22 protein-coding genes are annotated in these 26,314 nt (G+C 71.4%); 15 read left to right on the plus strand and 7 right to left on the minus strand.

Going from position 1 to position 26,314, the window contains the following annotated elements:
- The first annotated feature begins 15 nt into the window (after positions 1–15).
- From ACQPZZ_RS22335 to ACQPZZ_RS22345, 3 genes are read left to right on the plus strand one after another with little or no spacing between them, the layout of a single operon-like run.
- Positions 16–360, plus strand: a complete 345-nt coding sequence (locus tag ACQPZZ_RS22335; RefSeq protein ID WP_432921394.1) for a YncE family protein — start codon at positions 16–18, stop codon at positions 358–360.
- Positions 354–821, plus strand: a complete 468-nt coding sequence (locus ACQPZZ_RS22340) for a hypothetical protein (protein ID WP_432921397.1) — start codon at positions 354–356, stop codon at positions 819–821. The genes ACQPZZ_RS22335 and ACQPZZ_RS22340 overlap by 7 nt, the downstream gene beginning before the upstream one ends.
- Positions 748–1,518 carry a hypothetical protein gene (locus ACQPZZ_RS22345; protein ID WP_432921400.1) on the plus strand — a complete coding sequence of 257 codons (771 nt, stop codon included), beginning with the start codon at positions 748–750 and terminating at the stop codon, positions 1,516–1,518. Before ACQPZZ_RS22340 ends, ACQPZZ_RS22345 begins: the two co-directional genes overlap by 74 nt.
- A 135-nt stretch (positions 1,519–1,653) precedes the next feature.
- On the opposite strand, the gene ACQPZZ_RS22350 is transcribed toward ACQPZZ_RS22345, so the two are convergent.
- Positions 1,654–2,733: an endonuclease/exonuclease/phosphatase family protein gene (locus tag ACQPZZ_RS22350; RefSeq protein ID WP_432921403.1), complete on the minus strand. Its 1,080-nt coding sequence runs from the start codon at positions 2,731–2,733 to the stop codon at positions 1,654–1,656.
- 240 nt (positions 2,734–2,973) lie between these two features.
- On the opposite strand from ACQPZZ_RS22350, the gene ACQPZZ_RS22355 reads away from it, so the two are divergent.
- On the plus strand, positions 2,974–4,521 hold the full coding sequence (locus ACQPZZ_RS22355) for a protein kinase domain-containing protein (protein WP_432921406.1): 1,548 nt from the start codon (positions 2,974–2,976) through the stop codon (positions 4,519–4,521).
- A gap of 198 nt (positions 4,522–4,719) precedes the next feature.
- On the opposite strand, the gene ACQPZZ_RS22360 is transcribed toward ACQPZZ_RS22355, so the two are convergent.
- The 3 genes from ACQPZZ_RS22360 to ACQPZZ_RS22370 form a co-directional block, all read right to left on the minus strand.
- Positions 4,720–6,432, minus strand: coding sequence for a glycerol-3-phosphate dehydrogenase/oxidase (locus ACQPZZ_RS22360; protein WP_432921409.1), 1,713 nt, complete (start codon positions 6,430–6,432; stop codon positions 4,720–4,722).
- Positions 6,433–6,477: 45 nt separating this feature from the next.
- The gene (glpK, locus tag ACQPZZ_RS22365; RefSeq protein WP_432921412.1) at positions 6,478–7,995 is read right to left on the minus strand and encodes a glycerol kinase GlpK; all 1,518 of its coding nucleotides are present in this window, start codon (positions 7,993–7,995) and stop codon (positions 6,478–6,480) included.
- 69 nt (positions 7,996–8,064) lie between these two features.
- Complete coding sequence (locus ACQPZZ_RS22370) at positions 8,065–8,901, minus strand: MIP/aquaporin family protein (protein ID WP_432921415.1); 837 nt, start codon at positions 8,899–8,901, stop codon at positions 8,065–8,067.
- 276 nt (positions 8,902–9,177) lie between these two features.
- Here ACQPZZ_RS22370 and ACQPZZ_RS22375 point away from each other — a divergent pair, with 276 nt between their 5' ends.
- The 4 genes from ACQPZZ_RS22375 to ACQPZZ_RS22390 all read left to right on the plus strand — a co-directional run bounded on the left by ACQPZZ_RS22375 (position 9,178) and on the right by ACQPZZ_RS22390 (position 14,893).
- Positions 9,178–9,957, plus strand: a complete 780-nt coding sequence (locus ACQPZZ_RS22375) for an IclR family transcriptional regulator (RefSeq protein ID WP_363647500.1) — start codon at positions 9,178–9,180, stop codon at positions 9,955–9,957.
- A 62-nt stretch (positions 9,958–10,019) separates the two neighbouring features.
- A complete protein-coding gene (gene glpK, locus ACQPZZ_RS22380; protein WP_432921419.1) occupies positions 10,020–11,531 on the plus strand; it encodes a glycerol kinase GlpK in 1,512 nt (503 codons plus the stop codon).
- Positions 11,532–11,679: 148 nt separating this feature from the next.
- Positions 11,680–12,396 (plus strand): TetR/AcrR family transcriptional regulator, encoded by a 717-nt coding sequence (locus ACQPZZ_RS22385; RefSeq protein WP_432921422.1) that lies wholly within the window; start codon positions 11,680–11,682, stop codon positions 12,394–12,396.
- Position 12,397: 1 nt separating this feature from the next.
- Complete coding sequence (locus ACQPZZ_RS22390) at positions 12,398–14,893, plus strand: PEP/pyruvate-binding domain-containing protein (RefSeq protein ID WP_432921425.1); 2,496 nt, start codon at positions 12,398–12,400, stop codon at positions 14,891–14,893.
- 205 nt (positions 14,894–15,098) lie between these two features.
- On the opposite strand, the gene ACQPZZ_RS22395 is transcribed toward ACQPZZ_RS22390, so the two are convergent.
- Positions 15,099–15,365, minus strand: a complete 267-nt coding sequence (locus ACQPZZ_RS22395; protein ID WP_432921428.1) for a hypothetical protein — start codon at positions 15,363–15,365, stop codon at positions 15,099–15,101.
- A 119-nt stretch (positions 15,366–15,484) separates the two neighbouring features.
- On the opposite strand from ACQPZZ_RS22395, the gene ACQPZZ_RS22400 reads away from it, so the two are divergent.
- Positions 15,485–16,183, plus strand: coding sequence for a class I SAM-dependent methyltransferase (locus tag ACQPZZ_RS22400; RefSeq protein ID WP_432921431.1), 699 nt, complete (start codon positions 15,485–15,487; stop codon positions 16,181–16,183).
- Between the two features lie 149 nt (positions 16,184–16,332).
- A complete protein-coding gene (locus ACQPZZ_RS22405) occupies positions 16,333–17,565 on the plus strand; it encodes a PP2C family protein-serine/threonine phosphatase (protein WP_432921434.1) in 1,233 nt (410 codons plus the stop codon).
- A gap of 105 nt (positions 17,566–17,670) precedes the next feature.
- Here the strand turns inward: ACQPZZ_RS22405 and ACQPZZ_RS22410 are convergent, their stop codons facing one another.
- The gene (locus tag ACQPZZ_RS22410; RefSeq protein ID WP_432921437.1) at positions 17,671–19,056 is read right to left on the minus strand and encodes an extracellular catalytic domain type 1 short-chain-length polyhydroxyalkanoate depolymerase; all 1,386 of its coding nucleotides are present in this window, start codon (positions 19,054–19,056) and stop codon (positions 17,671–17,673) included.
- Positions 19,057–19,178: 122 nt separating this feature from the next.
- Positions 19,179–20,261 carry a ricin-type beta-trefoil lectin domain protein gene (locus ACQPZZ_RS22415; RefSeq protein ID WP_432921440.1) on the minus strand — a complete coding sequence of 361 codons (1,083 nt, stop codon included), beginning with the start codon at positions 20,259–20,261 and terminating at the stop codon, positions 19,179–19,181.
- Between the two features lie 730 nt (positions 20,262–20,991).
- On the opposite strand from ACQPZZ_RS22415, the gene ACQPZZ_RS22420 reads away from it, so the two are divergent.
- The 5 genes from ACQPZZ_RS22420 (at position 20,992) to ACQPZZ_RS22440 (ending at position 26,217) form a co-directional block, all read left to right on the plus strand.
- Complete coding sequence (locus ACQPZZ_RS22420) at positions 20,992–22,416, plus strand: endo-1,4-beta-xylanase (protein ID WP_432921443.1); 1,425 nt, start codon at positions 20,992–20,994, stop codon at positions 22,414–22,416.
- A 120-nt stretch (positions 22,417–22,536) separates the two neighbouring features.
- A complete protein-coding gene (locus ACQPZZ_RS22425) occupies positions 22,537–23,103 on the plus strand; it encodes an HAD domain-containing protein (protein ID WP_432921446.1) in 567 nt (188 codons plus the stop codon).
- An 11-nt stretch (positions 23,104–23,114) separates the two neighbouring features.
- The gene (locus tag ACQPZZ_RS22430; protein WP_432921449.1) at positions 23,115–24,002 is read left to right on the plus strand and encodes a sulfotransferase family protein; all 888 of its coding nucleotides are present in this window, start codon (positions 23,115–23,117) and stop codon (positions 24,000–24,002) included.
- On the plus strand, positions 23,999–25,174 hold the full coding sequence (locus tag ACQPZZ_RS22435; protein WP_432921452.1) for a glycosyltransferase family 4 protein: 1,176 nt from the start codon (positions 23,999–24,001) through the stop codon (positions 25,172–25,174). Before ACQPZZ_RS22430 ends, ACQPZZ_RS22435 begins: the two co-directional genes overlap by 4 nt.
- A 713-nt stretch (positions 25,175–25,887) precedes the next feature.
- Positions 25,888–26,217 carry a hypothetical protein gene (locus tag ACQPZZ_RS22440; RefSeq protein WP_432921455.1) on the plus strand — a complete coding sequence of 110 codons (330 nt, stop codon included), beginning with the start codon at positions 25,888–25,890 and terminating at the stop codon, positions 26,215–26,217.
- Positions 26,218–26,314: the final 97 nt, after the last annotated feature.

A 26,314-nucleotide genomic window follows, 5' to 3' on the forward strand; every position in this document is an offset into this window, starting at 1 on the left:
TCCGACAGATTCGTCGTGGCGGGAGGCGGCAAGGTCTTCGTTGCCGGGGACGACCGGATCGTCGTCGCCGATGCCGACGGCACGCTCAACGGTGCCGTCACCGGCCTGTCCGGTGCGCTGGGCCTCGCCATAACACCGGACGGCACACGGCTCTACGCGGCGCTACGCGGTTCGAACGAGGTGGCCGAGATCAACGCCGCCGATCTCACCGTCACACGGCGATTCAACCTGGCCGAATACCCGTGCCCGACCAATCTGGCACTGTCCGGCAACCACCTCTGGGTGGGATACGGATACGACTACTGGGATGGCGTGTCGTCCGTATCAACCCGTTCGCACCTGCACCACGGCCGGTGCTGATAGCAACGGCCTACAGCAGCCCCAAGGTCGCCGTCGCCGGAAGCACTTTGGTGATCGGCGAGTCGGGGCTCACTCCGGCCGGCCTGGCGGTGTACGACGTGAGCACGACCCCGGCCACCCTGCGCGGCAGAATCGACGGTCACGACAACAAAACAGGTTTCCTGGGAAGTCTCGCCATCACACCGGACGGCTCCACGGTCGTCGCGGCATTCCTCGGAGTGAAGGAGTACGGCGCCTGGGACACGACCAGCCTCCGGAAGGTCCGCACCTACGGCCCGGACCCGGCCTCCGGGAGCTACTCGCCGGTCGTCGCGGTCAGCGCGGACGGAACTCATATCGCGTGCGGATGGGGGCCCGAACCGGCAATGGGCGTGACCCTGTACGACAGTGCGACGACGGCGGCGACCTACACCGACATCTCCCCGGATCATGCATTTGAAGGAACTTACCTTCTCGGGTGACGACGTCTTCGGCGTGTGGAGGGACCTGAGTAACGATCGGCTGCACCTGTGGCGGCTGCAAGGGGCCACGCTGCCGGGATCCACGTTGACGCTGACAGCTCCTGCCACCGGGACCGGGACCGACATCCTCACCCTGACCGGCCGGCTTACGCTGCCCGGCGGGTCGGCTCCGGGTGAGCAGCCACTGGTGATGACCCGTCGAGTGGGCGATGGCGACGGCACGAGCTTCGATGTGACGACCGCGAAGGACGGCACGTTCACCTTCAGGGACAGGCCGGGGATCGCAGGGGTGATCAGATACGACGTGCTCTGGGACGGCAGTCCGAGCGTGCGCTGGAGCGCCGCCTCGGCGACCGTCACCTTGGTCAAGGCGGCATCGTCGCTCACCCTGTCCGGACCGGCGACGGGGATCGCCGGCACACAGCTCAGCTTCGACGGCGTACTCGCTCTGGGTGGTCAGCACCCGGTCCGGCGTTCCACGTTGAAGGTCCTGCGCAAGGTCACCAACAGCAAGGGCACCGTGATCACCGCGTTGCCGTCCGTGTCCGTCGAGTTGAGGACCGGATCGTTCAGGTTCACCGACACACCCGCTGAGGCGGGCGCGTACTCGTATCGCGTTCAGTGGGCCGGCGACCAGGGGAGCCTGCCGACGACGGCAACTTTCGATCTGCCGGTAGAAGAAGCGCCGAGGGGATGACCTGTCCGGCGACCGGACGAGGTCGATCAGGGCAGGCTCCCCCACGGGCGCCGTCCCGCCCGGCCCTCCCCCGGCTCTGACGATGCGCGGCGGCCTCGGCCGGTCGGAAGACAGGCCGAGGCCGCCACCTCGCTTTCACCAGCTGATTGCGGCCGCCACCGGCAGGTGGTCGCTGCCGGTGGCCGGCAGTACCCACGAGCTCTCCGGCTTCACGCCGCGAACCAGGATGTGGTCGATCCGCACCACCGGGAATCTGGCCGGCCAGCTGAAGCCGATGCCGTCCCCGGCCGCGTCCTGGGCCGAGCGCAGCTGTGAGGTGAGGCCTGCGAAGGCACGGTCGTCCATGGTGCCGTTCAGGTCGCCGAGCAGCACCACCCGCTCGTTCCGCTCGGCAGTGACGGCCTTACCGAGCGCCTGCGCCCCTCTGTCCCGCTGAGCCGTCGAGAAGCCCGCCCTGAGATTCACCCGGGCGGACGCGAGGTGGGCCACATACACCGCCAGCGGACCCCGGTGCGTGGTCACCGTGGTGCGCAGCGCCCGGTTGTCGATCATCTTGACCTCGGCCGACAGGGTGTCCGCCGCCGGCCCGTAGTCCATCTCGATGTCGACCGGCCTGGTCTCCGACAGCGGCAGCCTGCTCCACAGCCCGACCGTGCCCTGCACCGTGTGGTACGGGTACGCCTTCGCCAGCTCCTCCTCGTACGTGCCCCGGGCCTGTTCGGTCAGCTCCACCAGGGCCAGCACGTCCGCCCCGGAGGCGACCAGGCCGCGGGCGGTGCCTGCCGGGTCGGGATTGCCGGCGCCGACGTTGTGGCCGGCCACGGTGAGGTCGCCGCCCGGGCGGGACTTGTCGCCGAGCAGCCCGCCGAAGAGGTTCAGCCACACCATGACCGGCAGCAGCAGCGCGGCCACCGTGGAGACGGAGCGGCGCCACAGCGCCCCGGCCAGCAGCACCGGGATGAACAGGCCGAACCATGGCAGGAAGGTCTCCACCAGGCTGCCGAGGTGCCCGATCCGGTTCGGGACCTTCGCGTGCAGCAGCATGAGCAGGCCGAGCAGCAGCGCCGGCGCCGCAAGCACCGGGGCCCGCTTCCAGGGGCCCGGCCGGGCGGCGGCGCGTATCGCCCGGCGGATGCGCGCGCGCCGGGTCCCCGCGCCAATGTCCCGTCGGCCGGCCTCGTCCTGCACGGCCTCCGCCGTGTCCGCCGGCGTCATCGTCCGTCCTCGCTCACTGCCGCATCCTCGGGTCCTGGGTAGGTGGGGCTCCGTGACTCGTCCCCCGGTCGACCCCCTCCACTGTCGACCGGCCGTGTCCCCGCCTCGTCAGCGCCGTGTCATCGTTGTGTCACGCTCACGCCGACGCTTATCGCGGCGGCCCGGCGATCCCTGAAGACGGGGAAACGCCGGCCTCGTGAATGCCCCGGGCGTACATCCCCGTCGCTAGGGTTCGGTGCCATGGCCACCCCCCTGGAGCCCGGCGACCCGCGCGCATTGGGCGAGTTCACACTGAGCGGACGGCTCGGCGAGGGCGGGCAGGGGGTGGTGTTCCTCGGACGGTCGCCCCGCGGTGAACCGGTCGCGGTGAAGGTGCTCAAGTCGGGGCTCGACTCGTCGGTGAAGGAGCGGCTGGCCCGCGAACTCGACGCGATGCGCGCGGTCGCGCCCTTCTGCACCGCCCGGGTGCTGACCGCGGTGGTCGACGGACGGATGCCGTACGTGGTGAGCGAGTTCATCGACGGGCCGTCTCTGCAGCAGCGGGTCGATTCCGGCGGTCCGCTGCGGGGCGGCGAGCTGGAACGCCTCGCGGTCGGCACGGCCACGGCGCTGGCGGCCGTTCACGCGGCCGGGATCGTGCACAGGGACTTCAAGCCGGCGAATGTGCTGCTGGGTCCGGACGGCCCCCGGGTGGTGGACTTCGGCATCGCCAGGCACGGCGCGAGTGACACGATCACGGCGGGCCCGGTCGGCACCCCGGCCTACCTGGCTCCCGAGCAGATCGCCGGCGGCCCGGCCACGCCCGCCTCCGACGTGTTCGCCTGGGGAGCCACGATCATCTTCGCCGCCACGGGCCGCCCGGCCTTCGGCGCCGCCGGCGTCCCCGCGGTCATGCACCGTATCCTGACCGCCGAGCCCGACTCCTCGGCACTGCCCCGCTCGCTGCGCGGGGTGGTCGAACGATGCCTCGCCAAGGATCCCGCGCGCCGGCCGTCCTCCCGCGACCTGCTGCTGGAGCTCGTCGGGTCCGCCCCCGACCCGCTTCAGGCGGGCGCGGCCGCGGCGGCCACCAGGCCGGACAACGTACGGCAGGGCGGGACGACCGCGATCCTCCCGGCCTCGCCAGCTCCCGGACCGGCCGGGACGATACCGGCGGCCCCGGAGACCACCGGGGCGGGCGGCCGCCGGCGGTCTTCCCGTACCGGGATCGTCGCCGGGGCGGTGGCCGCCGTGGCCGCGGTGTCGGTCACCGCCGCTCTGCTCGGACCGCGCCTGCTGCCCGGCGGCACGGCCGCCACGACGACGGCCGTCTCGCCCATCGCCGGCTCACCGGCACGGCCCGCGGACGCCACGCCGGGGGAAACCGTCACGGACTATGACGGCGCGCCCCAGGACGACGTTGTGACGACGGACGACGCCGCGGGGGACGCCACAGCGACTTCGAAGGCCACTCCCGCGCCGTCGACCACGCCGGGCGGGACGGTTCCGGCGGCGTTCGCCGGCACCTGGGGAGGTCATCTCGAGCCCGACCAGTTCGTGGGAACCAGCGAGACCGACGTGCAGATCGTGCTGGAGCCGGGCGGTCGCACCGGAAGCTGGAAGGACACCAACAGCTCATGCCGGGGAAGCCTGAGGCTGACGCGCAGCTCCGGCACGGCACTCGTCTTCCGGCTGGACACGTGCGCCGCGGGCAAAATCACCCTCGTCCAGACCGATGATGGGCTCGCCTACCGATGGGACGGCGACGAAGGCGACGTCACCTTCCAGGGCCTCCTGGTCAAGGACTGACCACCCCGCAGACCTCGACACGCTCTTGCCGCCGGGCCTGGCGCGGAGGATGAACGCGGCGATCGCAGCGGTGGACGCCGGCCGGACCGCTTACCTGGAGGGCGGCCTCATCCGCCTGTTCCCCCCGCTCTGAGATGCGTGGCCGCGCGGCTGCCCGGGCCGGCCGGGAGACGGGCCGGGGCAGCCGCGCCGATCGTTCTAGGCCACGTGCCGCGCCGGGGCGGCCGCCGAGAGCCGTACGGCGTTGGCCGTCGCGTCGTCGATCTCACGCTGCGCCGCGAGGTCGGCCTCCACGCCGGACCGGTAGGCGTCGATCTCCTCCCGCACCCGGTCGTCGTCCCAGCCGAGGACGGGCGCGATGAGCGCGGCGACCTCGGGGGCCGCCGCGAGCCCGTGGTCGCGCTCCTCGATGAAGACCCGGGTGCGGCGGACCAGGACGTCCTCCAAGTGCAGCGCTCCCTCGTGCGTGACCGCGTACACGGCCTCGGCCTTGAGATAGCCCTGCCCGCCCGGAATCGGCTCGCCCAGGCCGGGATCGGCCTCGATCAGGGCGAGCACCTCCTCGACGCAGGAGCCGTAGCGGCCGAGCAGGTGCTCGACGCGCGCGACGGGCAGCCCCGCGCGCCCGGCGAGGCGCCGCCTGTTGTTGCGCAGCGCCTCGAACCCGGCGGCCCCGAGGACGGGAACGCGGTCGGTGACCGACGCGGGCACCTTCTGGCCGAGATCGGCCACCGCGACGTCGACGGCGTCCTTGGCCATCACGCGGTAGGTGGTGTACTTGCCACCCGCGACGATCACCAGGCCGGGCTCGGGCCGGATGACCGCGTGCTCCCTGGACAGCTTGACGGTCTCCGACCCCGATCCGCCCAGCAGCGGGCGCAGGCCGGCGTAGACGCCCTCGACGTCGTCGTGGGTGAGCGGCGTCCGCAGCACGGCGTTGACGTGCTCCAGGATGTAGTCGATGTCGGCCCGCGTGGGGGCCGGCTCGACCTTGTCCAGGTCCCAGGGGGTGTCGGTGGTGCCGACGATCCAGTGCGGACCCCAGGGGATGACGAACAGCACGCTCTTCTCGGTGCGCAGGATCAGGCCGGTGTCGAGCCGGATCTTCTCCCTGGGCACGACGAGGTGCACGCCCTTGGACGCCTGGACGCTCACCGACCCCCGCGAGCCCGGCGACGCCCCCGCGAGCCGCTGGATCTCGTCGGTCCACACGCCGGTGGCGTTGATCACCTGGCGGGCCCTGACGCGCAACTCGGCGCCGCCCTCCAGGTCGCGCACCACCGCGCCGGTGACCCGTCCCCCTCCGTCCGGCGACTCCTCGCGCAGGAACCCGGTGACCTTGGTGCGGGTGGTGACGCACGCGCCGTACTGCATGGCCGTGCGGGCCAGCATCATCGTGAAGCGGGCGTCGTCGACCTGGGCGTCGTAGTACTGGATCGCCCCGACGAGCGCGTCGCTGCGCAGCCCGGGGGCCTCGCGCAGCGCCCGGCTGTGGCTGAGCTGGCGGTGGCGGGGCAGTGCGCGGGCGCCGCCGAGCGTGTCGTACAGCAGCACGCCCGCGCCGACGTAGCCGCGCTCCCACACGCGGTGGCGCAGCGGGAACAGGAACGGCACCGGGCGGACCAGGTGCGGGGCCAGCCGGGTCACCAGCAGGCCGCGCTCCCGCAGCGCCTCCCGCACCAGGCGGAAGTCGAGCTGCTCCAGGTAGCGCAGCCCGCCGTGGATCAGCTTGCTCGACCGGCTCGAGGTGCCGGCCGCGAGGTCACGGGCCTCCACCAGCGCGACGGACAGGCCGCGCGAGACCGCGTCGAGCGCGACCCCGGCGCCGACCACCCCGCCGCCGACGACCAGGACGTCGAACTCGTCCTCGCTCAGCCTCCGCAGCGCCGCCTCCCGAGCGCGGGGACCCATGGGTACAGACATATCGGTGTTTACTCCCTCGTTGGTTCAGGCAGGTCAGTCGACGTCGACCCAGTCGAGCGTCCGCTGGACGGCCTTGCGCCATCCGGCGTAGCCGCGCTCCCGCTGCTCGTCGCTCCAGCCGGGCTCCCAGCGGCGGTCCTCGTGCCAGTTGCGCTTGAGGTCGTCGGTGGACTTCCAGAAGCCCACGGCCAGCCCGGCGGCGTACGCGGCGCCGAGCGCGGTGGTCTCGGCCACCACCGGACGCGACACCGGGACGCCGAGGATGTCGGCCTGCATCTGCATGCACAGCTCGTTGGCCGTCACGCCGCCGTCCACCCGCAGCACGTCGAGGACGACGCCGGAGTCCTGCTCCATCGCGCCGACCACGTCCTTGGTCTGGTAGCAGATCGACTCGAGCGTGGCGCGGGCCAGATGGGCGTTGGTGTTGTAGCGGGACAGGCCGACGATGGCGCCGCGGGCGTCGGATCGCCAGTAGGGCGCGAACAGGCCGGAGAAGGCGGGCACGAAGTAGACGCCGCCGTTGTCCTCGACCTGCCTGGCGAGCGCCTCGCTCTGCGACGCCCCGGAGATGATGCCGAGCTGGTCGCGCAGCCACTGCACGGCCGAGCCTGTGACCGCGATCGACCCCTCCAGGGCGTACACCGGCTTGGCCGAGCCGAACTGGTAGCAGACCGTGGTCAGCAGGCCGTGCTGGGAGCGCACGAGCTCGGCGCCGGTGTTGAGCAGCAGGAAGTTGCCGGTGCCGTAGGTGTTCTTGGCCGTGCCGGGCTCGAAGCAGACCTGGCCGACGGTCGCGGCCTGCTGGTCGCCGAGGTCGCCCGCCAGCGGCACCTCGCCTCCGAGCGGGCCGCTCGCGCGGGTCACGCCGTACAGGTCTGGGTTGGAGGAGGGCCGGATCTCGGGGAGCATCTGGCGGGGGACGCCGAAGAACGACAGCAGCTCGTCGTCCCAGTCGAGCGTCTCGAGGTTCATCAGCATGGTGCGGCTTGCGTTGGTGGGGTCGGTCACGTGGACGCCGCCGTCGACGCCCCCCGTCAGGTTCCACAGCAGCCACGTGTCGGTGTTGCCGAAGATCGCGTCGCCGCGCTCGGCCGCCTCGCGGACGCCGGGGACGTTCTCCAGAATCCACTGGATCTTGCCGCCGGAGAAGTAGGTGGCGGGCGGCAGGCCCGCCTTGCGCCGGATCACCTCGCCCTTGCCCTCTCGTTCGAGGGCGGAGGCGATGCGGTCGGTGCGGGTGTCCTGCCAGACGATGGCGTTGTAGTACGGCCGGCCGGTGCGCCGGTCCCACACGACGGTGGTCTCGCGCTGGTTGGTGATGCCGAGCGCCGCGAGGTCGGAGGCCTGCAGGCCCGCGGTGCGCATCGCGGTCTCGGCGACCGCCCGGGTGCGCTCCCAGATCTCGGTCGGGTTGTGCTCGACCCAGCCCGCCTGCGGCAGGATCTGCTGGTGTTCCAGCTGGTGGCGGGCGACCTCGTTGCCGCCGTGATCGAAGATCATGAAGCGGGTGCTGGTCGTCCCCTGGTCGACCGCGCCGACGTAGTCTGCCATTCTCGTTGCGCCTCTCGTCTCGTATGAGCTCGGGTGAGCTGGACGTTGCCGGTCTCGGCCCGGCGATGATCAGCCGGCCTGCGCGGCGGGCTCCGGCGTGCGACCGGGCTCGGGCGCGTCCGTACGCGGCAGGAAGCGGGCGACCAGGAGCTGGTAGAGCCCGGCGCCGACGACGCCGCCGGCCAGCGGCCCGATGATCGGCACCCAGAAGTAGAGCCCACCGTACTGGTCGCGGAACGCCGAGCCGTACCCCGTGAAGAACGAGGCGAGGCGCGGGCCGAAGTCGCGGGCGGGGTTGATGGCGTAGCCGGCGTCGGTCCCCCACGCCATGCCGATCGCGACCACGAGCAGGCCGACGATGACCGGGGCGAGGTTGGCGAGCGGCGCCGAGTTGCGCTCGTCGGAGATCGCGAAGATGAGGAACAGCAGGATGGCCGTGCCGATGATCTGGTCGCGCAGCGCCCCCCACTGGGTGACCGGCAGCGCGCCGTTGCCGGGGAGGGTGGAGAAGACCCCCTGCGTCTTGATCGTGTGCCCGGGGTCCACCTTCGCGAGAACCTCGGCGTAGTTCCAGCGGACCAGCAGCGCCGCCACGAAGGCGCCCGCGGTCTGCGCCAGCGCGTACGGCAGGACCTTCCGCCAGGAGAAGCCCTTGAAGACGGCGAGGGCGACCGTGACGGCCGGGTTGAGGTGGGCGCCGCTGAGCCGGGCCGCCGTGTAGACGCCGAGGGTCACCCCCAGTCCCCACGCCCACGCGATGCTGTCGTGGTCGCCGATGCCGCCGGCCGTCACCTGGGCCACCACGCCGACGCCGAACAGGATGAGGATCGCCGTGCCCGCGAACTCGGCCGCGAGCTCACCCGCGAATGGATTGAGTAGCCTTCGGTCGCTTCGCCCTTCCGCCATGTGTCTCCTCCTTGACCACGCCCGTCAGATCCCGAAGTGCTCGCTGTGAGCGCCGCCGGTTGTCCGGACGTTAAACGGCACCCAAGGGAGCGTCAATAAAAGATCGTCGGCATTGTCGAACACTGGTCACATTCCGAACGTCGTACTACGCTCCCCGGGTATGACGCGAACACTCACATTTCGCGCGAAACCGTCCGATGACAAAAGATCTTCCATCCATGTCCGATCAGGTGTCGGCAGTGTCGAACACCTTCCGGCATCGCTAGAATCCGGGGCGTGCCAGGTCCGGTCCAGTCCATCGAACGCGCCGCCGCGATCCTGCGGCTGCTCGCCCAGGGATCGGGGCGGCTCGGCCTCACCGAGATCGCGAACTCTTTGGGACTGGCCCGCGGGACGGCGCACGGCATCCTGCGCACCCTCCAGCTCGTCGGTTTCGTCGAGCAGGACGAGGCGACCGGCAAGTACCAGCTCGGCGCGGCGCTGCTGCATCTGGGCACCAGCTACCTCGACGTGAACGAGCTCCGCTCGCGGGCGATCAACTGGGCCGACGCCCTGGCCGCGCGCAGCGGCGAGGCGGTGCGGATCGGCACCCACCTCCAGGGCAAGGTCCTGGTCGTCCACCACGTCTTCCGGCCCGACGACAGCCTGCAGACGCTCGACGTCGGCATGCTCCTGCCCATGCACGCCACGGCGATCGGCAAGGTGCTGCTCGCCTACGACGCCAACGCGGCCGCCACCGTGCAGGACGCCGTACAGGACGGGGAGCTGGAGCAGTTCACCCGCCGCACCGTGCGGACGCACAAGGAGTTGTCGCGCGCGCTCGCGACCGTGCGCGAGCACGGCTGGGCGTCGGACGCCGACGAGGCCGGCATGGGCGAGGCGGGGGTGGCGGCCCCGATCCGGGGGTATGGAGGACTCGTGGTGGGCGCCATGGGCATCTCCGGCGCCACCGAGCGGATCTGCGACTCCGGCGGACGTCCCCGCCCCGAACTGGTGGGCTATGTGCGCGACGCGGCGCGGGCCGTCTCCCGCGACCTCGGCGCCTCCCGCTGGTGACCCCCCTCACCTCCCCTCACCGCATCCGCCCCTCACCGCATCCGCCCCGAAGGCAGGCCGCCGTGACCCAGCGTTATGTGATGTCCATCGACCAAGGCACCACCTCGACCCGGTGCATCCTGTTCGACCAGCGCGGCCGTCTGGTCTCGGTGACGCAGCGGGAGCACAAGCAGCGCTTCCCGCGTCCCGGCTGGGTGGAGCACGACGCCGTCGAGATCTGGCGCAACCTTGAGCGGATCGGCCCCGAGGCGCTCGCCCAGGCGGGCATCGGGCCCGGCGAGGTCGCCGCCGTCGGCATCGCCAACCAGCGGGAGACGACGGTGCTGTGGGACCGGCGCACCGGCGTCCCGGTCGCCCCCGCCGTCGTCTGGCAGGACACCAGGACCGACACCCTGGTCGACGAGCTGTCGCGCCGCCCCGACGCGCACGTGGTGCGCGAGCGCTGCGGCCTGCCCCTGGCCACGTACTTCTCCGCCCCCACCGTCCGCTGGCTGCTCGACGACACCGACGGGCTGCGCGAACGGGCCGAGCGCGGCGAGGTCCTTTTCGGCACGATGGAGAGCTGGCTCATCTGGAACCTCACCGGCGGTCCGGACGGCGGCGTCCACGTCACCGACGTGACCAACGCCAGCCGCACGCTGCTGATGAACCTCCGCGACCTCGACTGGGACCCGGTCCTGCTCGGCTTCTTCGGCATCCCCCGCGCGATGCTGCCGGAGATCCGCCCGTCCAGCGAGACGTACGGCACGGCCCGGCGGGTGCTGCCCGGCGTGCGGATCTCCGCGGCGCTCGGCGACCAGCAGGCCGCGCTGTTCGGGCAGACCTGCTTCCACCGCGGCGAGGCCAAGTGCACCTACGGCACCGGCGCGTTCCTGCTGCTCAACACCGGCACCGAGCCGGTCGCCTCCACCCACGGCCTGCTCACCACGGTCGGCTACCAGATCGGCGACCAGCCCGCGGTGTACGCCCTGGAGGGCTCCATCGCGATCACCGGCGCGCTCGTGCAGTGGTTCAGGGACCGGCTCGGGATCATCAGCACCGCCCCGGAGATCGAGACCCTGGCCCGCACGGTCGACGACAACGGCGGCTGCTACATCGTCCCCGCGTTCTCCGGGCTGTTCGCGCCCCACTGGCGCAGCGAGGCCCGCGGGGTCATCGTCGGGCTCACCTCGTACATCACCAAGGGCCATCTCGCCCGCGCCGTGCTGGAGGCCACGGGCTGGCAGACCCGCGAGGTGGTGGACGCCATGAACGCCGACGCGGGCATCGCCCTCACCACGCTCAAGGTCGACGGCGGCATGACGTCCGACAACCTGCTGATGCAGTTCATCGCCGACGTGCTGGACGTGCCGGTGGTCCGGCCCATGGTCGCCGAGACCGTCTCCCTCGGCGCGGCGTACGCCGCCGGGCTCGCCGTCGGCTACTGGCCCGACCTGGAGGGCCTGCGGCGCAACTGGCACCGCGCCGCCCAGTGGACGCCGGCGATGGACCCGGAACGGCGCGAGGACGAGTACGACAACTGGCGGAGGGCGGTCGAGCGCGCCCTCGACTGGATCAAACCCACCACCGACTGAGACGAGGCCGGCTCGCGGGCCGACCGGATCCCGATGCCGCCGCCTTCGCGCCCATCACGTCGGCCGCTACGAAGTCCTGGCCCCACCGCCGTTGTCTTCAGTTCTATGACCGGATAATGTCATCCGGTCAAACAATGGAGATGGGGACATGAGCAGGGTGGGACGGCCCCCGCAGGATCCGGCGCGCCAGGTGGAGCGGGCGCACCGCATCCTCGACGCCGCCGCCGAGCTGATCGGCCGCTGGGGCTACGACAAGACGACCATCGACGACGTCGCCAAGCAGGCCGGCGTCGCCAAGGGCACCATCTATCTGCACTGGAGGACGCGCGACGCGCTCTTCGCCGCGCTACTGCGCCGGGAGCGGGTGCGGATGCTCGAGGAGGTGCGGCGGAGCGCTCCCGCCACGCCGCGCGAGCTGTTCGCCGGGATCGCCGCGGGCTTGCTGCGCCGGCCGTTGCTGAAGGCGGCGCTGGTCGGCGACTCGGAGGTGCTCGGCAAGCTCGTCCGGCAGAAGCGGCACGGCCCCGGCGCGGTGAACCCGGGCGAGGCGTTGGACGCCTACTACGCCGCGCTGATCCGGGTGGGCGCGGCCAGAGACCTGTCGGGCGACCACGTCCTGGTGATCGGCTCGATCATTTACGGGTTCCTCACCGTGCCGTGGATGCTCCCCGGCGGGCCTCCCCCGGAGGAGCGACTCGCCCCGCTGCTCGCCGACATGGTCGAGCGCGCCATCGGCACCGGACGGGCGCTGCCCGATGACGCCGTAGACGCCGTGGAACGGGCCACCCTCGACTATCTCGACTCGATGACGGACGTCGCCCGGCGCAAGCTGGCGGATTCCCTGAGCTCTCCGAGGAGCGTGTGACATGAAGGTCGTCATCCCCCTGGACGACACCGGCGCCGACCTCGCCACCGTGGGGGGGAAGGGCGCCTCGCTGGCCACCCTCGCACGGGCAGGGCTGCCCGTCCCCGGCGGCTTCCACATCACCACCGAGGCCTACCGGGCCTTCGTGGCGGACTTCCGCGAGGAGACGCTGGCCGCCGCCGCGGCGGGCGACGCCGAGCGGATCGCCGCCCTGTTCGCCGGGCGCGAGCTTCCCGAGCCGATCGCCGCGGAGATCCGCGCCGCTCATGCGGCACTGGGCGACGACGTCCCGGTGGCAGTGCGCTCGTCCGCCACCGCCGAGGACCTTCCCGGCATGTCGTTCGCCGGGCAGCAGGACACCTTCCTCAACGTCAGAGCCGATGGGCTGCTCGACGCGGTCAAGCGCTGCTGGGCCTCCCTCTGGAACGCCCGCGCCATCGCCTATAGGGAACAGAACGGCGTGCCACACGACGACGTCGCCCTGGCGGTCGTGGTGCAGGAGCTCGTGGACGCCGACGCGGCGGGCGTCATGTTCACCGCCGACCCCGTCACCGGCGCCCGCGACTCGACTGTGATCAACGCGTCGTGGGGCCTGGGTGAGACCGTGGTCGGCGGCCATGTCATCCCCGACACGGTCGTCGTCTCCGGCGCCGCGGTCGTCGAGGAGCGCACCGGCGACAAGACCGTCATGACCGTCCGCGCCCCCGGCGGCACCCGCGAGGAGCCGGTCCCCGAGGACCTGCGCCGGGTCCCCGTCCTCACCAGGTCGCAGGCCCAGGCTCTGGCCGAGCTGGGCGCGCGCGTCCAGGCGCTGTACGGCACGCCGATGGACGTGGAATGGACCATGCGCGCGGGCACGTTCGCCCTCGTCCAGGCCCGCCCGATCACCGCTTCCGGGTCACGGGTGGAGGAGTGGAACGACAGCCTCAAGGGCGACTACCTGTGGACGTCCGGCAACCTCGGGGAGGCCATCCCCGACGTCATGACGCCCATCACCTGGTCGTTCGTCCGTCTGTTCATCAACGAGGCCATGTCGGCCGCCGCGCTGCCCGGCTTCGACCTGGTCGGCAACATCGGCGGCCGTTTCTACATGAACCTGAGCATCGCGGTCTCCGTCGCCCGGGCGTTGGGCATGGGGAGCAGGCTCGGTGCGATCGAGCAGGTATTCGGCAAGCTGCCGCCGGGCCTGGACGTGCCGCCGCTAGGGATGTCCCGGTGGCAGATCATCACAACGGCGGTGCCCTTGGCCGTACGCCGCCAGCGCAGGGTCAAGGCGAGCCTCGGAGGCATGCGGGCCTTTCTGTCCACCTCCCTGGAGCGATGCGAGGAGCTGCGCGCCGCGATCCGGTCCACCTCGTCGGCCCCTGAACTTGCCGCCATGTGGTCGCGGGACGTCGAGCCGCATTTCCGCACGGCCTGCCGCATGCTGGAGGCCGCGGGACGGCAGGGTGGCGGCACGCTCGTCTTCACCCGCGGCAGGCTGCGCACGCTGGTGGGCGAGACCGACGCGGACGCCATCCTGACGGGCGCGGGCGGCGAGGGCGAGCTGGCCAGCCTCGGCCTGATCACGGGGCTGGGCCGGCTGGCATCCGGCGAGATCACCAGGGAGACCTTCGCCCGGCTCTACGGCCACCGCGGACCGCACGAGTTCGAGGTGTCCGTCCCGCGCCCCGGGGAGGACCCCGCCTGGATCGACGCCCAGCTCGCGGGGCTGCGGGACATGCAAACCGGCGCGGACGGCATGCTGGCCCGGCAGCGCAAGGCCAGGGAGGAGGCGTGGGCGCGCTTCGCCCGGCGCCACCCCCGCCGGGAGGCCGGGATGCGGGCGAGGGTCGAGCGCTGGGCCGGAGTGGTGCGCGACCGCGAGGCCACCCGGTCGGAGGTCGTCCGCGCGTTCTGGGTGCTGCGGGCGTTCGTCCTGCGGGCCGGCGAGCTGACCGGCCACGGTGACGACCTGTTCCACCTCTACCTCGACGAATTGCTCGCCGTGCTCGGCGGCGACGCCGCCCCGCTGGAACGGGTGCCGGCCCGGCGGGCGACGTACGAGATGTACGCGGCGCTCCCGCCATACCCGACGCTCATCGTGGGCCGGTTCGACCCGGTCCGCTGGGCGGCAGACCCCCACAGGCGCGCCGACGTCTACGATGCCCGCGGCGGCGTCCCCCTGGCCGTGGACACCGTGACCGGCTTTCCCGGCGCGCCGGGCGTGGTCGAGGGTGTCGCCAGGGTGATCGCCCGCCCCGAGGACGGCGATCGGCTCCGGCCCGGTGAGATCCTGGTCACCACGCTCACCAACGTGGGCTGGACGCCGCTGTTCCCGCGCGCGGCGGCCGTGGTCACCGACGTCGGGGCGCCTCTCTCGCACGCCTCCATCGTGGCCCGCGAGCTGGGCATCCCCGCCGTCGTGGGCACCGGCAACGCCACCATGCGGGTACGCGACGGCGACAGGATCAGAGTGGACGGCGCGAACGGCACGGTGGAACTGCTCGGCGCTTGAAGCCGCGAGGGCTGAATTCCCCGAGTTCAGCAGTTGCGGTGCACGTACCGAACGTCCAGCTGTTCGTAGGCCCTCATGCCTCACCGTAACGAGCCGCTGACCGAACTCGGGGCCGCTACCGGCGATGCGGAGCGGTGGGCATGGCCCACCGCCCGCCGGTCGCGGCGGCGGCGACGCCCCGCCATCCGCGCGGAGCCGGGACGGCTCAGGAGGTCGGGCCGATGTCGGGCTCGGCCTCGGGCATCGCCGACTCCGACCCGGTCGGCGGCGGCGTCTCGGCGGCCGGCGTCTCGATGTCGGACGCGTCGCCGATGAGCTCCTCCAGCCCTCCGTCGTCCGGTTCCGGCGTCAGCGGCTCGGGTGAGGTGCCCCTGGCATCTGTCGCTCCGGATCTTTCCGCCACCACGTCCGCGTCTCCTCCCACGTGCCGTTCCCGCTGTCCGCCGGTCCCCCCGGCCCGCGGATCGCGCATGACCGCTCACCTGCCCCCGTCGTACGGCCTTCATTCATCCTCGCAAAGGCCCGTCATGCGTACGCGGCCGCCCGGGGCGGGTAGGGACAGGTGATCCGGAGCGGCGAGGAGTGGACGGGATGGACAGGCGTCGGCGTGACCTGGTCGACCGGGACCTCGAGGAGGCGGCGGCGGACCTTCTGGCGCACGATGCACGGCTGCGCGGCCTGGACGTGCGGGTCCGCTTCGACGGCGGGGTCGCGCACGTCGAGGGCGACGTGCCGGCCGCCGGCGGCCTCGATCTTCTGCGCGAACGCCTCGGTCGTCTGTCCGGGGTGCTGGCGGTGTGGGACAGGGTGCGGGTGGCCGGCGCCCCGCCCCGGGTCGTCGACCTCGGCTGCGGCGGCACCAAGCAGCACCGCGACAACGTCGGCGTCGACCTGCGCCCCACCCCGGTGGTCGACGTGCTGGCCGACCTGGCGTACGGCGTGCCGCTGGCGGACGAGTCGGTGGACCAGATCTTCGTGGTGCACGTGCTGGAGCACCTGGCCGACTACCTGCCCCTGCTGCGCGAGTGCCACCGGGTCCTGCGCCCCGGCGGTGTGCTGCACGTGCTCGCGCCCTGGTGGCGGCACGTCAACGCGGTGGCCGACCCCACGCACGTCCGGCTGATCGACGTGCAGACGTTCAAGCACCTGTGCCGGCCCGACGACACGGGCCGGTGCTGGTACCCGCTGCTGGTCACCCGCGACGATTCCACGGTCTTCGCCGATCTGGTCCCGGCGAAGGACGGCCGGGAGCCCGCCTGCGAACGGCGGCTGGCCCGCTTCTTCGACTGAGCGTGCGGTCGCCCATGGTCGAGTGGGCCGTCGCCGGGTTCGTCCGGCCCCCGAAGTAATACGTTGCCCAAATGTCCCCGGGGCCCAGCTCTGACTCAGGCGCGGTGGAGCATCGTGGGTAGGTGGTGAAGGACCACGGGGGTGGACAGATGGAGCAGGGCATCCCCCCTTCTCATGATCGTGAGCTGTTGCGGGCGTTGGCGGGCATGCTGGAGGACAGCCATCTGACGGCGTTCGAGGGCATCCCGGCGCTGCTCGCCCGGTACGAACGCGAGGCGGGCTTCGAGGAGATCGGCGTCTACCTCGCCGACCTGCAGCAGAGCGTACTGCGCCGGTTGTGCGGCATCGGCGACGAGGACTTCCAGCCGGAGGAGCTCAAGATCGACACCACGCTCGCCGGGCGCGCGCTGCAGGAGGTGCGCATGCTGCGGAGCGGTCCGGAGGACGGCGGCCCGGGCCAGTGGTGGGTGCCCCTGCTGGACGGCACCGAGCGCATCGGCGTGCTCCACATGGTCCCCGAGTCGGAGGACGACGAAATCCAGGACCGCATGCGGCACATCGCGTCCCTCATCGCGCTGATCGTCGTCAGCAAGCGCTCTTTCAGCGACTGCCACGCGCGCCTCGTCCGGAGCCGGCCGATGAACGTGGCGGCGGAGATGCAGTGGAATCTGACGCCGCCGCTGACCTTCGCCACACCGGCGGTGACGATCGGCGCCGTGCTCGAACCGGCGTACGAGATCGGCGGTGACGCCTTCGACTACTCCACCTCCGGAGCCCTCGCGCACGTGGGGGTCTTCGACGCGATGGGCCACGACGTCTCGGCCGGGCTGACCGCGAACCTCGCCGTGGCCTGCTGCCGCAACCACCGGCGGCAGGGCATGGGCCTGGTGCGCAACAGCGAGGCGATCGAGCGGGCCCTGATCGACGAGTTCGGCCGGGGCGACCGTTTCGTCACGGCGGTCATCGGCGATCTCGACCTCGGCACCGGCGTTTTCTCCTGGGTGAACCGCGGCCACCACGCACCGGTGCTGATCCGCCACGGCCGGTGGACCTCCACACTGAAGTGCCCGCCCGCCCACCCGATGGGGCTCGATCTCGGCCTGCCCGTCATGCTGTGCCGGGAGCAGCTGGAGCCCGGCGACCGGCTCCTGCTCTACACCGACGGCATCACCGAGATGCGCAGCCCCGACAGCGGCGAGTTCGGCCTGGGCCGGTTCGTCGAGTTCATGATCCGGGAGAACGCCGCCGGGCTGCCGGTGCCCGAGACCCTGCGCCGCCTGATCAGGACCGTGCTGGAATATCACGACAACCGGCTGCACGACGACGCCACCGTCCTGCTCGTCGAGTGGCACGGCAACGCGCACGAGAAGCTCAGTCCCTGAACGCGTCTGGAGGTCGTGCCGAGCGTCGCGGGATCAGGCTGTGACGGGGGCCGCCGGAAGGCCCCCGGCGCGGCGGGGTGCCGCACCGGAGGCTTTCGGTGTGGCCTACCTGGTCCAGCTCCACTTCTGGTTGGTGCCGCCGTGGCAGGAGTACAGCTGGATCTTGGTGCCGTTGCCGGTGCCCGCTCCGACCGCGTCCAGGCACAGCCCCGACTGGACGCCCTGGATGCTGCCGTCGCTGTTGACGCGCCACTTCTGGTTGTCGCCGCCCCAGCAGCTGTAGATCTGGATCACGGCGCCGTTGCCGGTGCCGGCCGCGTCCAGGCACTTGTTGCCGTACACCCGCAGTTCCTGGGCGGAGGTGGACGTCCAGGTCTGGTTGCTCTGGCCGTTGCAGTCCCACAGCTGCACCTGGGTGCCGTCCGCGGTGCTCGCGCCGGGCACGTCCAGGCACCTGCCGGAGGCCGTTCCCTTGATCGGCCCACTGCCTCCACCGGGGGTCGGGGTCACGGTCGGGCTGGGTGACGGGCTACCCGGGGACGGGCTGGGGGACGACGGTGTGCTGCCGTCGAGGCCGAGGAAGGAGATGGCGTAGGCGATCTGGCCGTTCATCGGCAGCTGGTGGCCGACGCCGGAGATGCTGATGCCCTCGACGGTGGCCTGGGTTCCCGTGTTGCCGTACCGGGTCCGGGTCCACGACGACTGCGGGTGGTCGGTGAACGCGGGGGTCTGGCTCAGCCCGTGCAGGTTGGTCCACTGCTTGATCTCCTCGCCGTAGTTCGGGTAGGCGAGGGTGGTGTCGGTGGTGCCGTGCCACAGCTGCATGCGGGGATAGCGGCCGGTGTAGCCGGGATACATCGCCCGCACCTGGTCGCCCCACTGCTGGGCGGTCTTGATGAGCTGCCCGCCGGAGCACTGGCTGTTCCACAGCGAGCCGTTGGTGGTGGCGAAGCACCCGGCCGGTACGCCGGAGAACGCCGACCCGGCCGCGAACACGTCGGGGTATTCGGCGGCCAGGACGTTGGTCATCATCGCGCCGGAGGAGAAGCCGCTGACCACGATCCGGCCCGGATCGACGTTGTAGCGCTGACGGGCGTAGGCGACCATCGACATGATGCCGGTGGAGTCGCTGCCGCCGTCGCGCCGCAGCGCGGCCGGGGTGGAGACGTCGAAGCACTTCTCGCTGCGGGTGGCCTCGGGGACCACGATGATGTAGCCGTACCGGTCGGCGGCGGTGACGTAGTCGTGCCCGTTGCCGTTGAAGATCGCGCTGGCGGATCCACTGCAGTAGTGCACCAGCACCAGCAGCGCCGGTCGCGCCGCGACCCTGTCGGGCACGTAGATGTACATGTTCAGGTTGGTCGGGTTGTTGCCGAAGCCGATGACCCGGGTCAGTGACGCGGCCGCGGCGGGCCGGGCCCCCAGGAGCGTGCCGGCGATCACCAGGGGCAGGGTGACGGCCGCCAGTATCGCTCTGAGCCTTCGTTTCACGCCATGTCCTTCCGTTCGGGAGTGACGCGTATGCCTGGTTCGGTCAGGAGCAGGGATGGGGCGCCCGGAGATGACCGGGATCGGTGCGGGGGGTGCCGGTCATCTCCGGGCGACGTCGCGGGTCAGGAACGGGTCCACTTCTGGTTGGTGCCGCCGTGGCAGGAGTACAGCTGGATCTTGGTGCCGTTGCCGGTGCCCGCTCCGACCGCGTCCAGGCACAGCCCCGACTGGACGCCCTGGATGCTGCCGTCGGAGTTGACGCGCCACTTCTGGTTGTCGCCGCCCCAGCAGCTGTAGATCTGGATCACGGCGCCGTTGCCGGTGCCGGCCGCGTCCAGGCACTTGTTGCCGTACACCCGCAGTTCCTGGGCGGAGGTGGACGTCCAGGTCTGGTTGCTCTGGCCGTTGCAGTCCCACAGCTGCACCTGGGTGCCGTCCGCGGTGCTCGCGCTGGTCACGTCCAGGCACCTGCCGGAGCCCACTCCCCTGATCGCGCCCGCCCCCGGGGACGTCGGAGTCGCGCTGGGGCTCGGCGACGGGCCGCCGCCCTGGCCGAGGCTGCCGGGGACCGACTGCAGCGCGGCGTACCAGGCGGCGGCCATCTTGTCGTAGCCGGTCGCGGTGGGGTGGATGCCGTCGATCAGATCGCCGGTGGTCAGCTTGCTGTGCATGTCGACCAGGTGGACGTGCCTGCCGCTGTTGGCCTTGGACTGCACGATCCCGGGGATCTGCGCGTTGAAGTTGCGGGCCGCCGCCTCCTGACCGGAGTTCGACAGCGGAATGATCGTCGCGACGAACACCTCGGCGTTGGGCGCCGCGGCGGTGATGTGGTCGATCAGGGTGGACAGCCGCTGCGGCGCCCCCGAGACGTTGTAGTTCTGCAGCACGTCGTTGGTGCCGATGTGCAGCAACACCGTGCGCGGGGTGTAGGTCTGCACCCAGCGGGTGATGTTGGCGTCGATCTGGTCGATCCGCCACCCGGGGTGGCCCTCGTGGTCGTGGTCGCCCAGATTGGACGGCCCGTTGTACTGCGATCCGACGAAATCGACCGTGTAACGCCCGGCCGCCAGGCGCTGCCACAGGCCGATGCGATAACCGCCCGGCACCTGGGTGCCCTCGGTGATCGAGTCGCCGAGCGGCATGACCCGCACCCCGCCGTTGGACTCGGCGTGGGCGACGCCCGGCGCCATCGCCGCGACGGTCATGGCCAGGAGCGCGGTGGTCAGCCGGCGGCTCCACCGCCTCCAACCGTGGGTGCGCGGCCTCTTCGCGGAGCCAGCACTTGTTAGCGTTAACATCTACAGTGGTCCATCCTTCCCGATGGCGGCGAGCTGAATGAGGCGAGGCTCTGGCATGGCGGTGCGGTCTCCAGTCGATGAAGACCATCAGCGGCGCAGGCCGGCTCCGTGGCGCCGTCCGCAGACCTGTTAGCGCTAACAGAAACCGGCGAGTCGTTGCTTCTCTTCTGGGGCGGCCGGTGGATGGTGGTGCGCCGGAGCAAATACGAGCCGGAGGGGCTCCGTCAAGGGCCCCGGCATCCGCCGATCCGCGCCGGCACGGAGCGGACGTTCGTTCATCAGGACTTATCGGGAACGGCCGGGCCGCGATCGGCACAGGAGTCGCGCTGAAAGTTTCATCGACGACGCGCCTCATAGGGCGAGGTCGTCGCCATGTTTGCGATGGCTGTAGGGCCTACCGGGCCCCGGTTAGGGCAGCATGGCGGGACAGGGTCACCGAAAGTTTCAGGATAGTCTTGACACATTTCGGCGAGGTTTCCAGACTGAGTCCCCGAGGCGGTTTCTCCCTGCCAGGTCGGTGGTGAAGCGGCAGGGGGTCGCCGTCCGCGACGCCCTCGTGGTGTGCGTCCCGTGATGGGACGCGGTGCCGATCCCGCGGATGTCCCGCTTTCCGTGATTCAGTTGTGGAGGCTCAGGCATGGATACGAACGCCACCCCCTCAGATCGGCTCCGGCGACCACGCCGCGCCCGGGTGCTGCTCGCCGGCGCCCTCGGCGTTCTCGGCGCCATCACCGCCGTGGCGGTGTCGGTTCCCGCCGACGCGGCGGCGAGCACGCTGGGCGCCGCGGCGGCGCAGAGCGGCCGTTATTTCGGTACGGCGATCAGCGCGAACAGGCTCGGCGACTCGCAGTACGCCACGATCGCCAACCGTGAGTTCAACATGATCACGGCTGAGAACGAGATGAAGCCCGACGCCACCGAGCCGCAGCCGGGGCAGTTCAACTTCACCAACGCCGACCGGATCTACAACTGGGCCATCCAGAACGGCAAGCAGGTCCGCGGCCACACTCTGGCCTGGCACCAGCAGCAGCCGAGCTTTTGGGGGCAGCTGTCGGGCAGCTCGCTGCGCCAGGCGATGATCAGCCACATCAACGGCGTCCTGTCCCACTACAAGGGCAAGATCCCCTACTGGGACGTGGTCAACGAGGCCTTCGACGACGGCTCCGGCGGACGCCGCCAGTCCAACCTCCAGGCCACCGGCAACGACTGGATCGAGGTCGCCTTCCGCACCGCGCGGGCCGCCGACCCCGCGGCCAAGCTCTGCTACAACGACTACAACATCGACAACTGGTCCTGGGCCAAGACGCAGGGCGTCTACAACATGGTCAAGGACTTCAAGGCCCGCGGCGTGCCCATCGACTGCGTCGGCCTGCAGTCGCACTTCAACAGCGGCAGCCCCTACCCGGGCAACTACCGCACCACCCTGCAGAACTTCGCCGCCCTCGGCGTGGACGTGGCCATCACCGAGCTGGACATCCAGGGCGCCTCGGCCACGACCTACGCCAACGTGGTCAACGACTGCCTGGCCGTCCCGAGGTGCGTCGGCATCACCGTGTGGGGCGTACGCGACAGCGACTCCTGGCGCTCGGGCGACACCCCGCTGCTGTTCGACGGCAACGGCAACAAGAAGGCCGCCTACACCTCGGTGCTGAACGCCCTCAACGCCGCCACGCCGAACACCTCGCCCAGCCCCACCCCACCGGTCAGCCCGAGCCCGAATCCCCCGGTCAGCCCGTCGCCCGGGACCTCGCCGAGCACCTCGCCGGATCCGAGCGGAGCGTGCAGCGCGACCATCCGTACGGTCAACTCCTGGCCCGGCGGATTCCAGTCCGAGGTCACGGTCCGCGCCGGCGGCTCGTCACTGAACGGCTGGACGGTCAATTGGAGCTGGCCCGGCGGGCAGAGCATCAGCAGCCTGTGGAACGGCACGCAGAGCGGGTCCGGTTCCAACGTGACCGTCCGCAACGCCCCCTACAACGGCTCCGTCGCGGCCGGCTCGTCGACCACCTTCGGCTTCACCGCCAACGGCAGCGCGGCCACCCCGACCCTCACCTGTTCCTGATCCTCACCCTCTGACGACCACGAGCGGACCCGGCCGGACGATGTCCGGCCGGGTCCGCTTCGCTTCCGCACACCATATGGAGTGGAGAGGCGGCGTCCGCGGAGAGATGATGGCCATGTGATGGACGGCGCTCTTCTGCTGCTGGACGTCGACGGGGTGCTCAACCCCGTACGGCGCTCCTCGCCGCGCTTCCGCCGCTTCGAGTGCGTGGTGGAGGGCGAGGGGTTCCGTCTGCTGCTCGATCCCCGGCACGGCGCCAAGCTGACCGCGCTGCGCCGGGAAACCGGCGCGACGCTGATCTGGGCGACGACCTGGGGCGAGCGCGCCAACGAGGAGATCGGCCCCAGGATCGGCCTGCCGCCGCTGCCCGTCGTCCCGATCGACGGCGACGCCTCCCGCCCGCCCGGGGTGAACCTCAAGACCTGGCACGTCGCCGAGTACGTCCGTGGCCGGCCGTTCGTCTGGTTCGACGACGATCTCGGGCCGGCCGATCTGGAGTATCTGGACGGTCATCCGGGGGTCGGCGAGTTCCTGGTCGTGGCCGTCGATCCCCGCGACGGGCTGGGCGACGGCCACCTCGACACGGCGCGCCGATGGCTGACCGCGGCAAGCCGCCTGGTGACACGCGAGGGAGTCACAGGTGAGCAGGGGGTGGATTCTCAGGGAATTCCCCGGAAGCCCCGGTAACGTCGCGGGCCATGACATGGCAGCGGAGGATCAACGGCGCACTCGTCAGGTTCACGGGAGTCCAGCTCACCCGTGTCCGGCCCGCCGCCCAGTCCTCGCCCTCGGGTCCCGCCCCGGCTCCGGCGCCGGAGGAACTGGTGCGTCCTCCCGCCGACCCTCGCGCCGATCGCCTGCTGGTCGCTCCGGTGTTCGTCATGTCCCCGGTGCGGTCGGGCTCCACCCTGCTGCGGTCGATCCTGAACGCCCACCCCGACCTGCACGCCCCGCATGAGCTGCACGTCAGGCGGCTGACCGTCGGGTTCGGCACGCCGCTGGCCCGTAAGGCGATGGAGGCGCTCGGCCATAACCAGGCCGACCTGGAGCACATGCTGTGGGACCGGGTGCTCCACCGCGAACTGGTACGCAGCGGCAAGCGGACCATCGTGGACAAGACCCCCGCCAACGCCTTCGCGTACGCCCGGATCGCCGCCTGCTGGCCCGACGCCCGGTACGTCTTCCTGCTGCGTCACCCCGCCTCCATCGCCGCCTCCTGGTATGAGGCCGACCCCGTCAAGCGGACCAGGGAGGAGGCCGCCGCCGACGCTCTGCGCTACATGAAGGCGGTGCAGCGGGCCAGGAAGGCGCTCACCGGCCTGACCGTGCGCTACGAGGACCTGACCGCCGAGCCCGAGAAGACGACCCGCGCCATCTGCGACTTCCTCGGAGTGGAGTGGGAGCCCGCGATGCTGGCGTACGGCGAGCAGAAGGTGGTGCAGAAGGGCCTGGGCGACTGGAGCGACAAGATCCGGTCGGGCACGGTGCAGCCGGGGCGCGACCTGCCCGGGGCGGACGAGATACCCGGCCTGCTCAAACCCATGTGCCGCAGCTGGGGCTACCTCCCCCGGGAGGAGGGCCGATGAGGATCCGCTACATGCTCCTGCACGCCTACGGCATGGGCGGCACGATCCGCACCGTCGTCAACCAGGCGAACGCGATGGCCGCGCTCGGCCACGACGTGGAGATCGTCAGCGTGGTGCGCCGCCGTGAGGAGCCGCAGTTCCGGTTGCATCCCGCCGTCGCCCTCACCACGCTCGTGGACCAGCGGGCCGGCGTGCTGGCCGACTCCCTCGGCCGCCGCGTGTGGCGGCGGCTGCGCGGCAAGATCGTGCCGTACGGCGAGTTCGCCGCCGGTTACTTCACCGAGCGGGTCGAGAAGGCCGTCATCGACTACGTCGCCTCGGTGGACGACGGGATCCTCATCACCACGCGGCCGGCGCTGAACCTGATCTCCGCGCGTCGCGGCTCCACGAACGTCGTACGGGTGGCGCAGGAGCACATGAACCTCGGCACCTATCCGCAGACGCTGCGCGAGGAGATCGTCCGGCACTACGGCGCGTTCGACGCGGTCGCCGTGCTGACGGCCGGCGACCGGAGCGAATACGAGCGCGCGCTGCCCGGGACGAGGATCGTGCGGATCCCCAACGCGGTGCACTCGGTGAACCAGGAGCCGTCCCGGCAGGAGCACCCCATCGTGGTCGCCGCGGGCCGCCTGGTCAGGCAGAAGGGCTTCGACCTGCTGCTCCCCGCGTTCGCCCAGGTGGTGAAGGACCATCCGGAGTGGCGCCTGCGGGTCTTCGGCACCGGCCCGAAGAAGGCCGCCCTGCGCAGGCTGATCGGCGAGCACGGCCTGTCCGCGCACGTGACGCTGATGGGCCGGACCGACCGCCTCGACGACGAACTCACCCGGGCCTCCGTCTACGCGCTGAGCAGCCGCTTCGAGGGCCTGCCCATGGTCATGATCGAGGCGATGACCCACGCGCTGCCGATCGTGGCCTTCGACTGCCCGACCGGCCCCCGCGACGTGCTCACCGACGGCGCCGACGGTCTGCTGGTGCCCTGCGAGGACGTCGACGCCCTCGCCGCGGCCCTCAACCGGCTCATCGCCGACCGCGGCCTGCGACTGCGCATGGGCGCGGCCGCCGCGGCGACCGCCAGGGAGTACGCGCCGGAGAACGTCATGCCGCTGTGGGAGAACCTGTTCGCCGAACTCCTCCGGGCCAAGTCGGGCAGCGACGCGCGGGCGCGGCGCTGACCCGGCTCACGCGGACGCCGCCCCGGCCGGCCTCCCGCCCCGTGCATCTCGCCGTCACCCGGGTAGGGCTTCTTGTAGTCGTGCGCCTCGTACCATGAGAAGCGGTTCATCTGCTCCGGGTTCCCGCGAGAGCGGCGCAGGGCCGGAAGAGCGGCACACCGATGCCCGATCGCCTGGCAACGAGCGCCTCCACCGCTGCGCGTCAGCCGAGGATGAGCGGCCGCGGGAGGAAGATGACCGCCATGAGCGACACACCCCCAACCGACCTGGACGATTCGTGCCGTTCCGCTTCTTAGGACCGGGGATCATCATCCTCTCCTCTGCCGTACGACGCCGGTCGCGGCTGGGACCGGGTGGCCTACTGCCTGTTCGTCAACCACCTGGCGGAGGTCGCCGCCACAGTGGCCGACACTGCTACGTCGCCGCCCACGCGCCCGACCATGTATCCCGCCACGCATCCGACCATGCACCCGACCGTGCATCCCGCTACCTGCCCGGCCGCGCCGCCTGGCCCGCTGCCGACCTCAACGCCCTCGCGCCGCTGACCCGGCTGCTGGCGGGGGCGCCGCTGCCCGCCAAGGCGAACCTCACCGTGCGATGGGCGAGGGCGGCCGACCGGGAGGCCGGATACGTGCACGTCGCCAACCCGCTCGCGCCGCCCGGGCCCCGCCCCGGCCCGCTCTGGCCCGAGCCGACCCACGCCAGGGGCGCGGATGAGCATGGCCATCCCATCGGGCGTACGGCAGATCGCCGAGTCGCTGGACGACGTCCCCGCCTACGTCTACGACCTCGCCGGGCTCGCCCGCCACGTGGCGGCCGTACAGGCCGCCCTGGCCGGGACCGAGCTCTGCTACGCCGTCAAGGCCAACCCCGACCCCGAGGTGCTGCGGACGCTCGCGCCGTACACGGACGGGTTCGAGGTCTCCTCCGGCGGCGAGTTCGGGCACGTCAGGGCGCTGCTGCCGGACACCCGGCTGAGCTTCGGCGGCCCGGGCAAGACGGCACGATCGCGGTCGATGACCCGCTGCTGGGCCTCGGTGTAGACCGTGCGGCGGACGTCGGAGTAGCCGGTCTCGGCCCGGCACTGCGCGTCCGCGACCGCCGTGTCGATCTCGGCCCGCGTGCCGCGTGGCTTGTCCG

The organism is Microbispora sp. CA-135349, from assembly GCF_050947365.1.
Classification (GTDB): domain Bacteria; phylum Actinomycetota; class Actinomycetes; order Streptosporangiales; family Streptosporangiaceae; genus Microbispora.

What these genes read in the sequence shown, in the direction of transcription:
- ACQPZZ_RS22350 (WP_432921403.1), bottom strand. Translation starts at nt 2,733, where the DNA reads ATGACGCCGGCGGACACGGCGGAGGCCGTGCAGGACGAGGCCGGCCGA.
- ACQPZZ_RS22355 (WP_432921406.1), top strand. Translation starts at nt 2,974, where the DNA reads ATGGCCACCCCCCTGGAGCCCGGCGACCCGCGCGCATTGGGCGAGTTC.
- ACQPZZ_RS22360 (WP_432921409.1), bottom strand. Translation starts at nt 6,432, where the DNA reads ATGGGTCCCCGCGCTCGGGAGGCGGCGCTGCGGAGGCTGAGCGAGGAC.
- glpK (WP_432921412.1), bottom strand. Translation starts at nt 7,995, where the DNA reads ATGGCAGACTACGTCGGCGCGGTCGACCAGGGGACGACCAGCACCCGC.
- ACQPZZ_RS22370 (WP_432921415.1), bottom strand. Translation starts at nt 8,901, where the DNA reads ATGGCGGAAGGGCGAAGCGACCGAAGGCTACTCAATCCATTCGCGGGT.
- ACQPZZ_RS22385 (WP_432921422.1), top strand. Translation starts at nt 11,680, where the DNA reads ATGAGCAGGGTGGGACGGCCCCCGCAGGATCCGGCGCGCCAGGTGGAG.
- ACQPZZ_RS22390 (WP_432921425.1), top strand. Translation starts at nt 12,398, where the DNA reads ATGAAGGTCGTCATCCCCCTGGACGACACCGGCGCCGACCTCGCCACC.
- ACQPZZ_RS22395 (WP_432921428.1), bottom strand. Translation starts at nt 15,365, where the DNA reads ATGCGCGATCCGCGGGCCGGGGGGACCGGCGGACAGCGGGAACGGCAC.
- ACQPZZ_RS22400 (WP_432921431.1), top strand. Translation starts at nt 15,485, where the DNA reads ATGGACAGGCGTCGGCGTGACCTGGTCGACCGGGACCTCGAGGAGGCG.
- ACQPZZ_RS22405 (WP_432921434.1), top strand. Translation starts at nt 16,333, where the DNA reads ATGGAGCAGGGCATCCCCCCTTCTCATGATCGTGAGCTGTTGCGGGCG.
- ACQPZZ_RS22415 (WP_432921440.1), bottom strand. Translation starts at nt 20,261, where the DNA reads ATGACCGTCGCGGCGATGGCGCCGGGCGTCGCCCACGCCGAGTCCAAC.
- ACQPZZ_RS22420 (WP_432921443.1), top strand. Translation starts at nt 20,992, where the DNA reads ATGGATACGAACGCCACCCCCTCAGATCGGCTCCGGCGACCACGCCGC.
- ACQPZZ_RS22425 (WP_432921446.1), top strand. Translation starts at nt 22,537, where the DNA reads ATGGACGGCGCTCTTCTGCTGCTGGACGTCGACGGGGTGCTCAACCCC.
- ACQPZZ_RS22430 (WP_432921449.1), top strand. Translation starts at nt 23,115, where the DNA reads ATGACATGGCAGCGGAGGATCAACGGCGCACTCGTCAGGTTCACGGGA.
- ACQPZZ_RS22435 (WP_432921452.1), top strand. Translation starts at nt 23,999, where the DNA reads ATGAGGATCCGCTACATGCTCCTGCACGCCTACGGCATGGGCGGCACG.
- ACQPZZ_RS22440 (WP_432921455.1), top strand. Translation starts at nt 25,888, where the DNA reads ATGAGCATGGCCATCCCATCGGGCGTACGGCAGATCGCCGAGTCGCTG.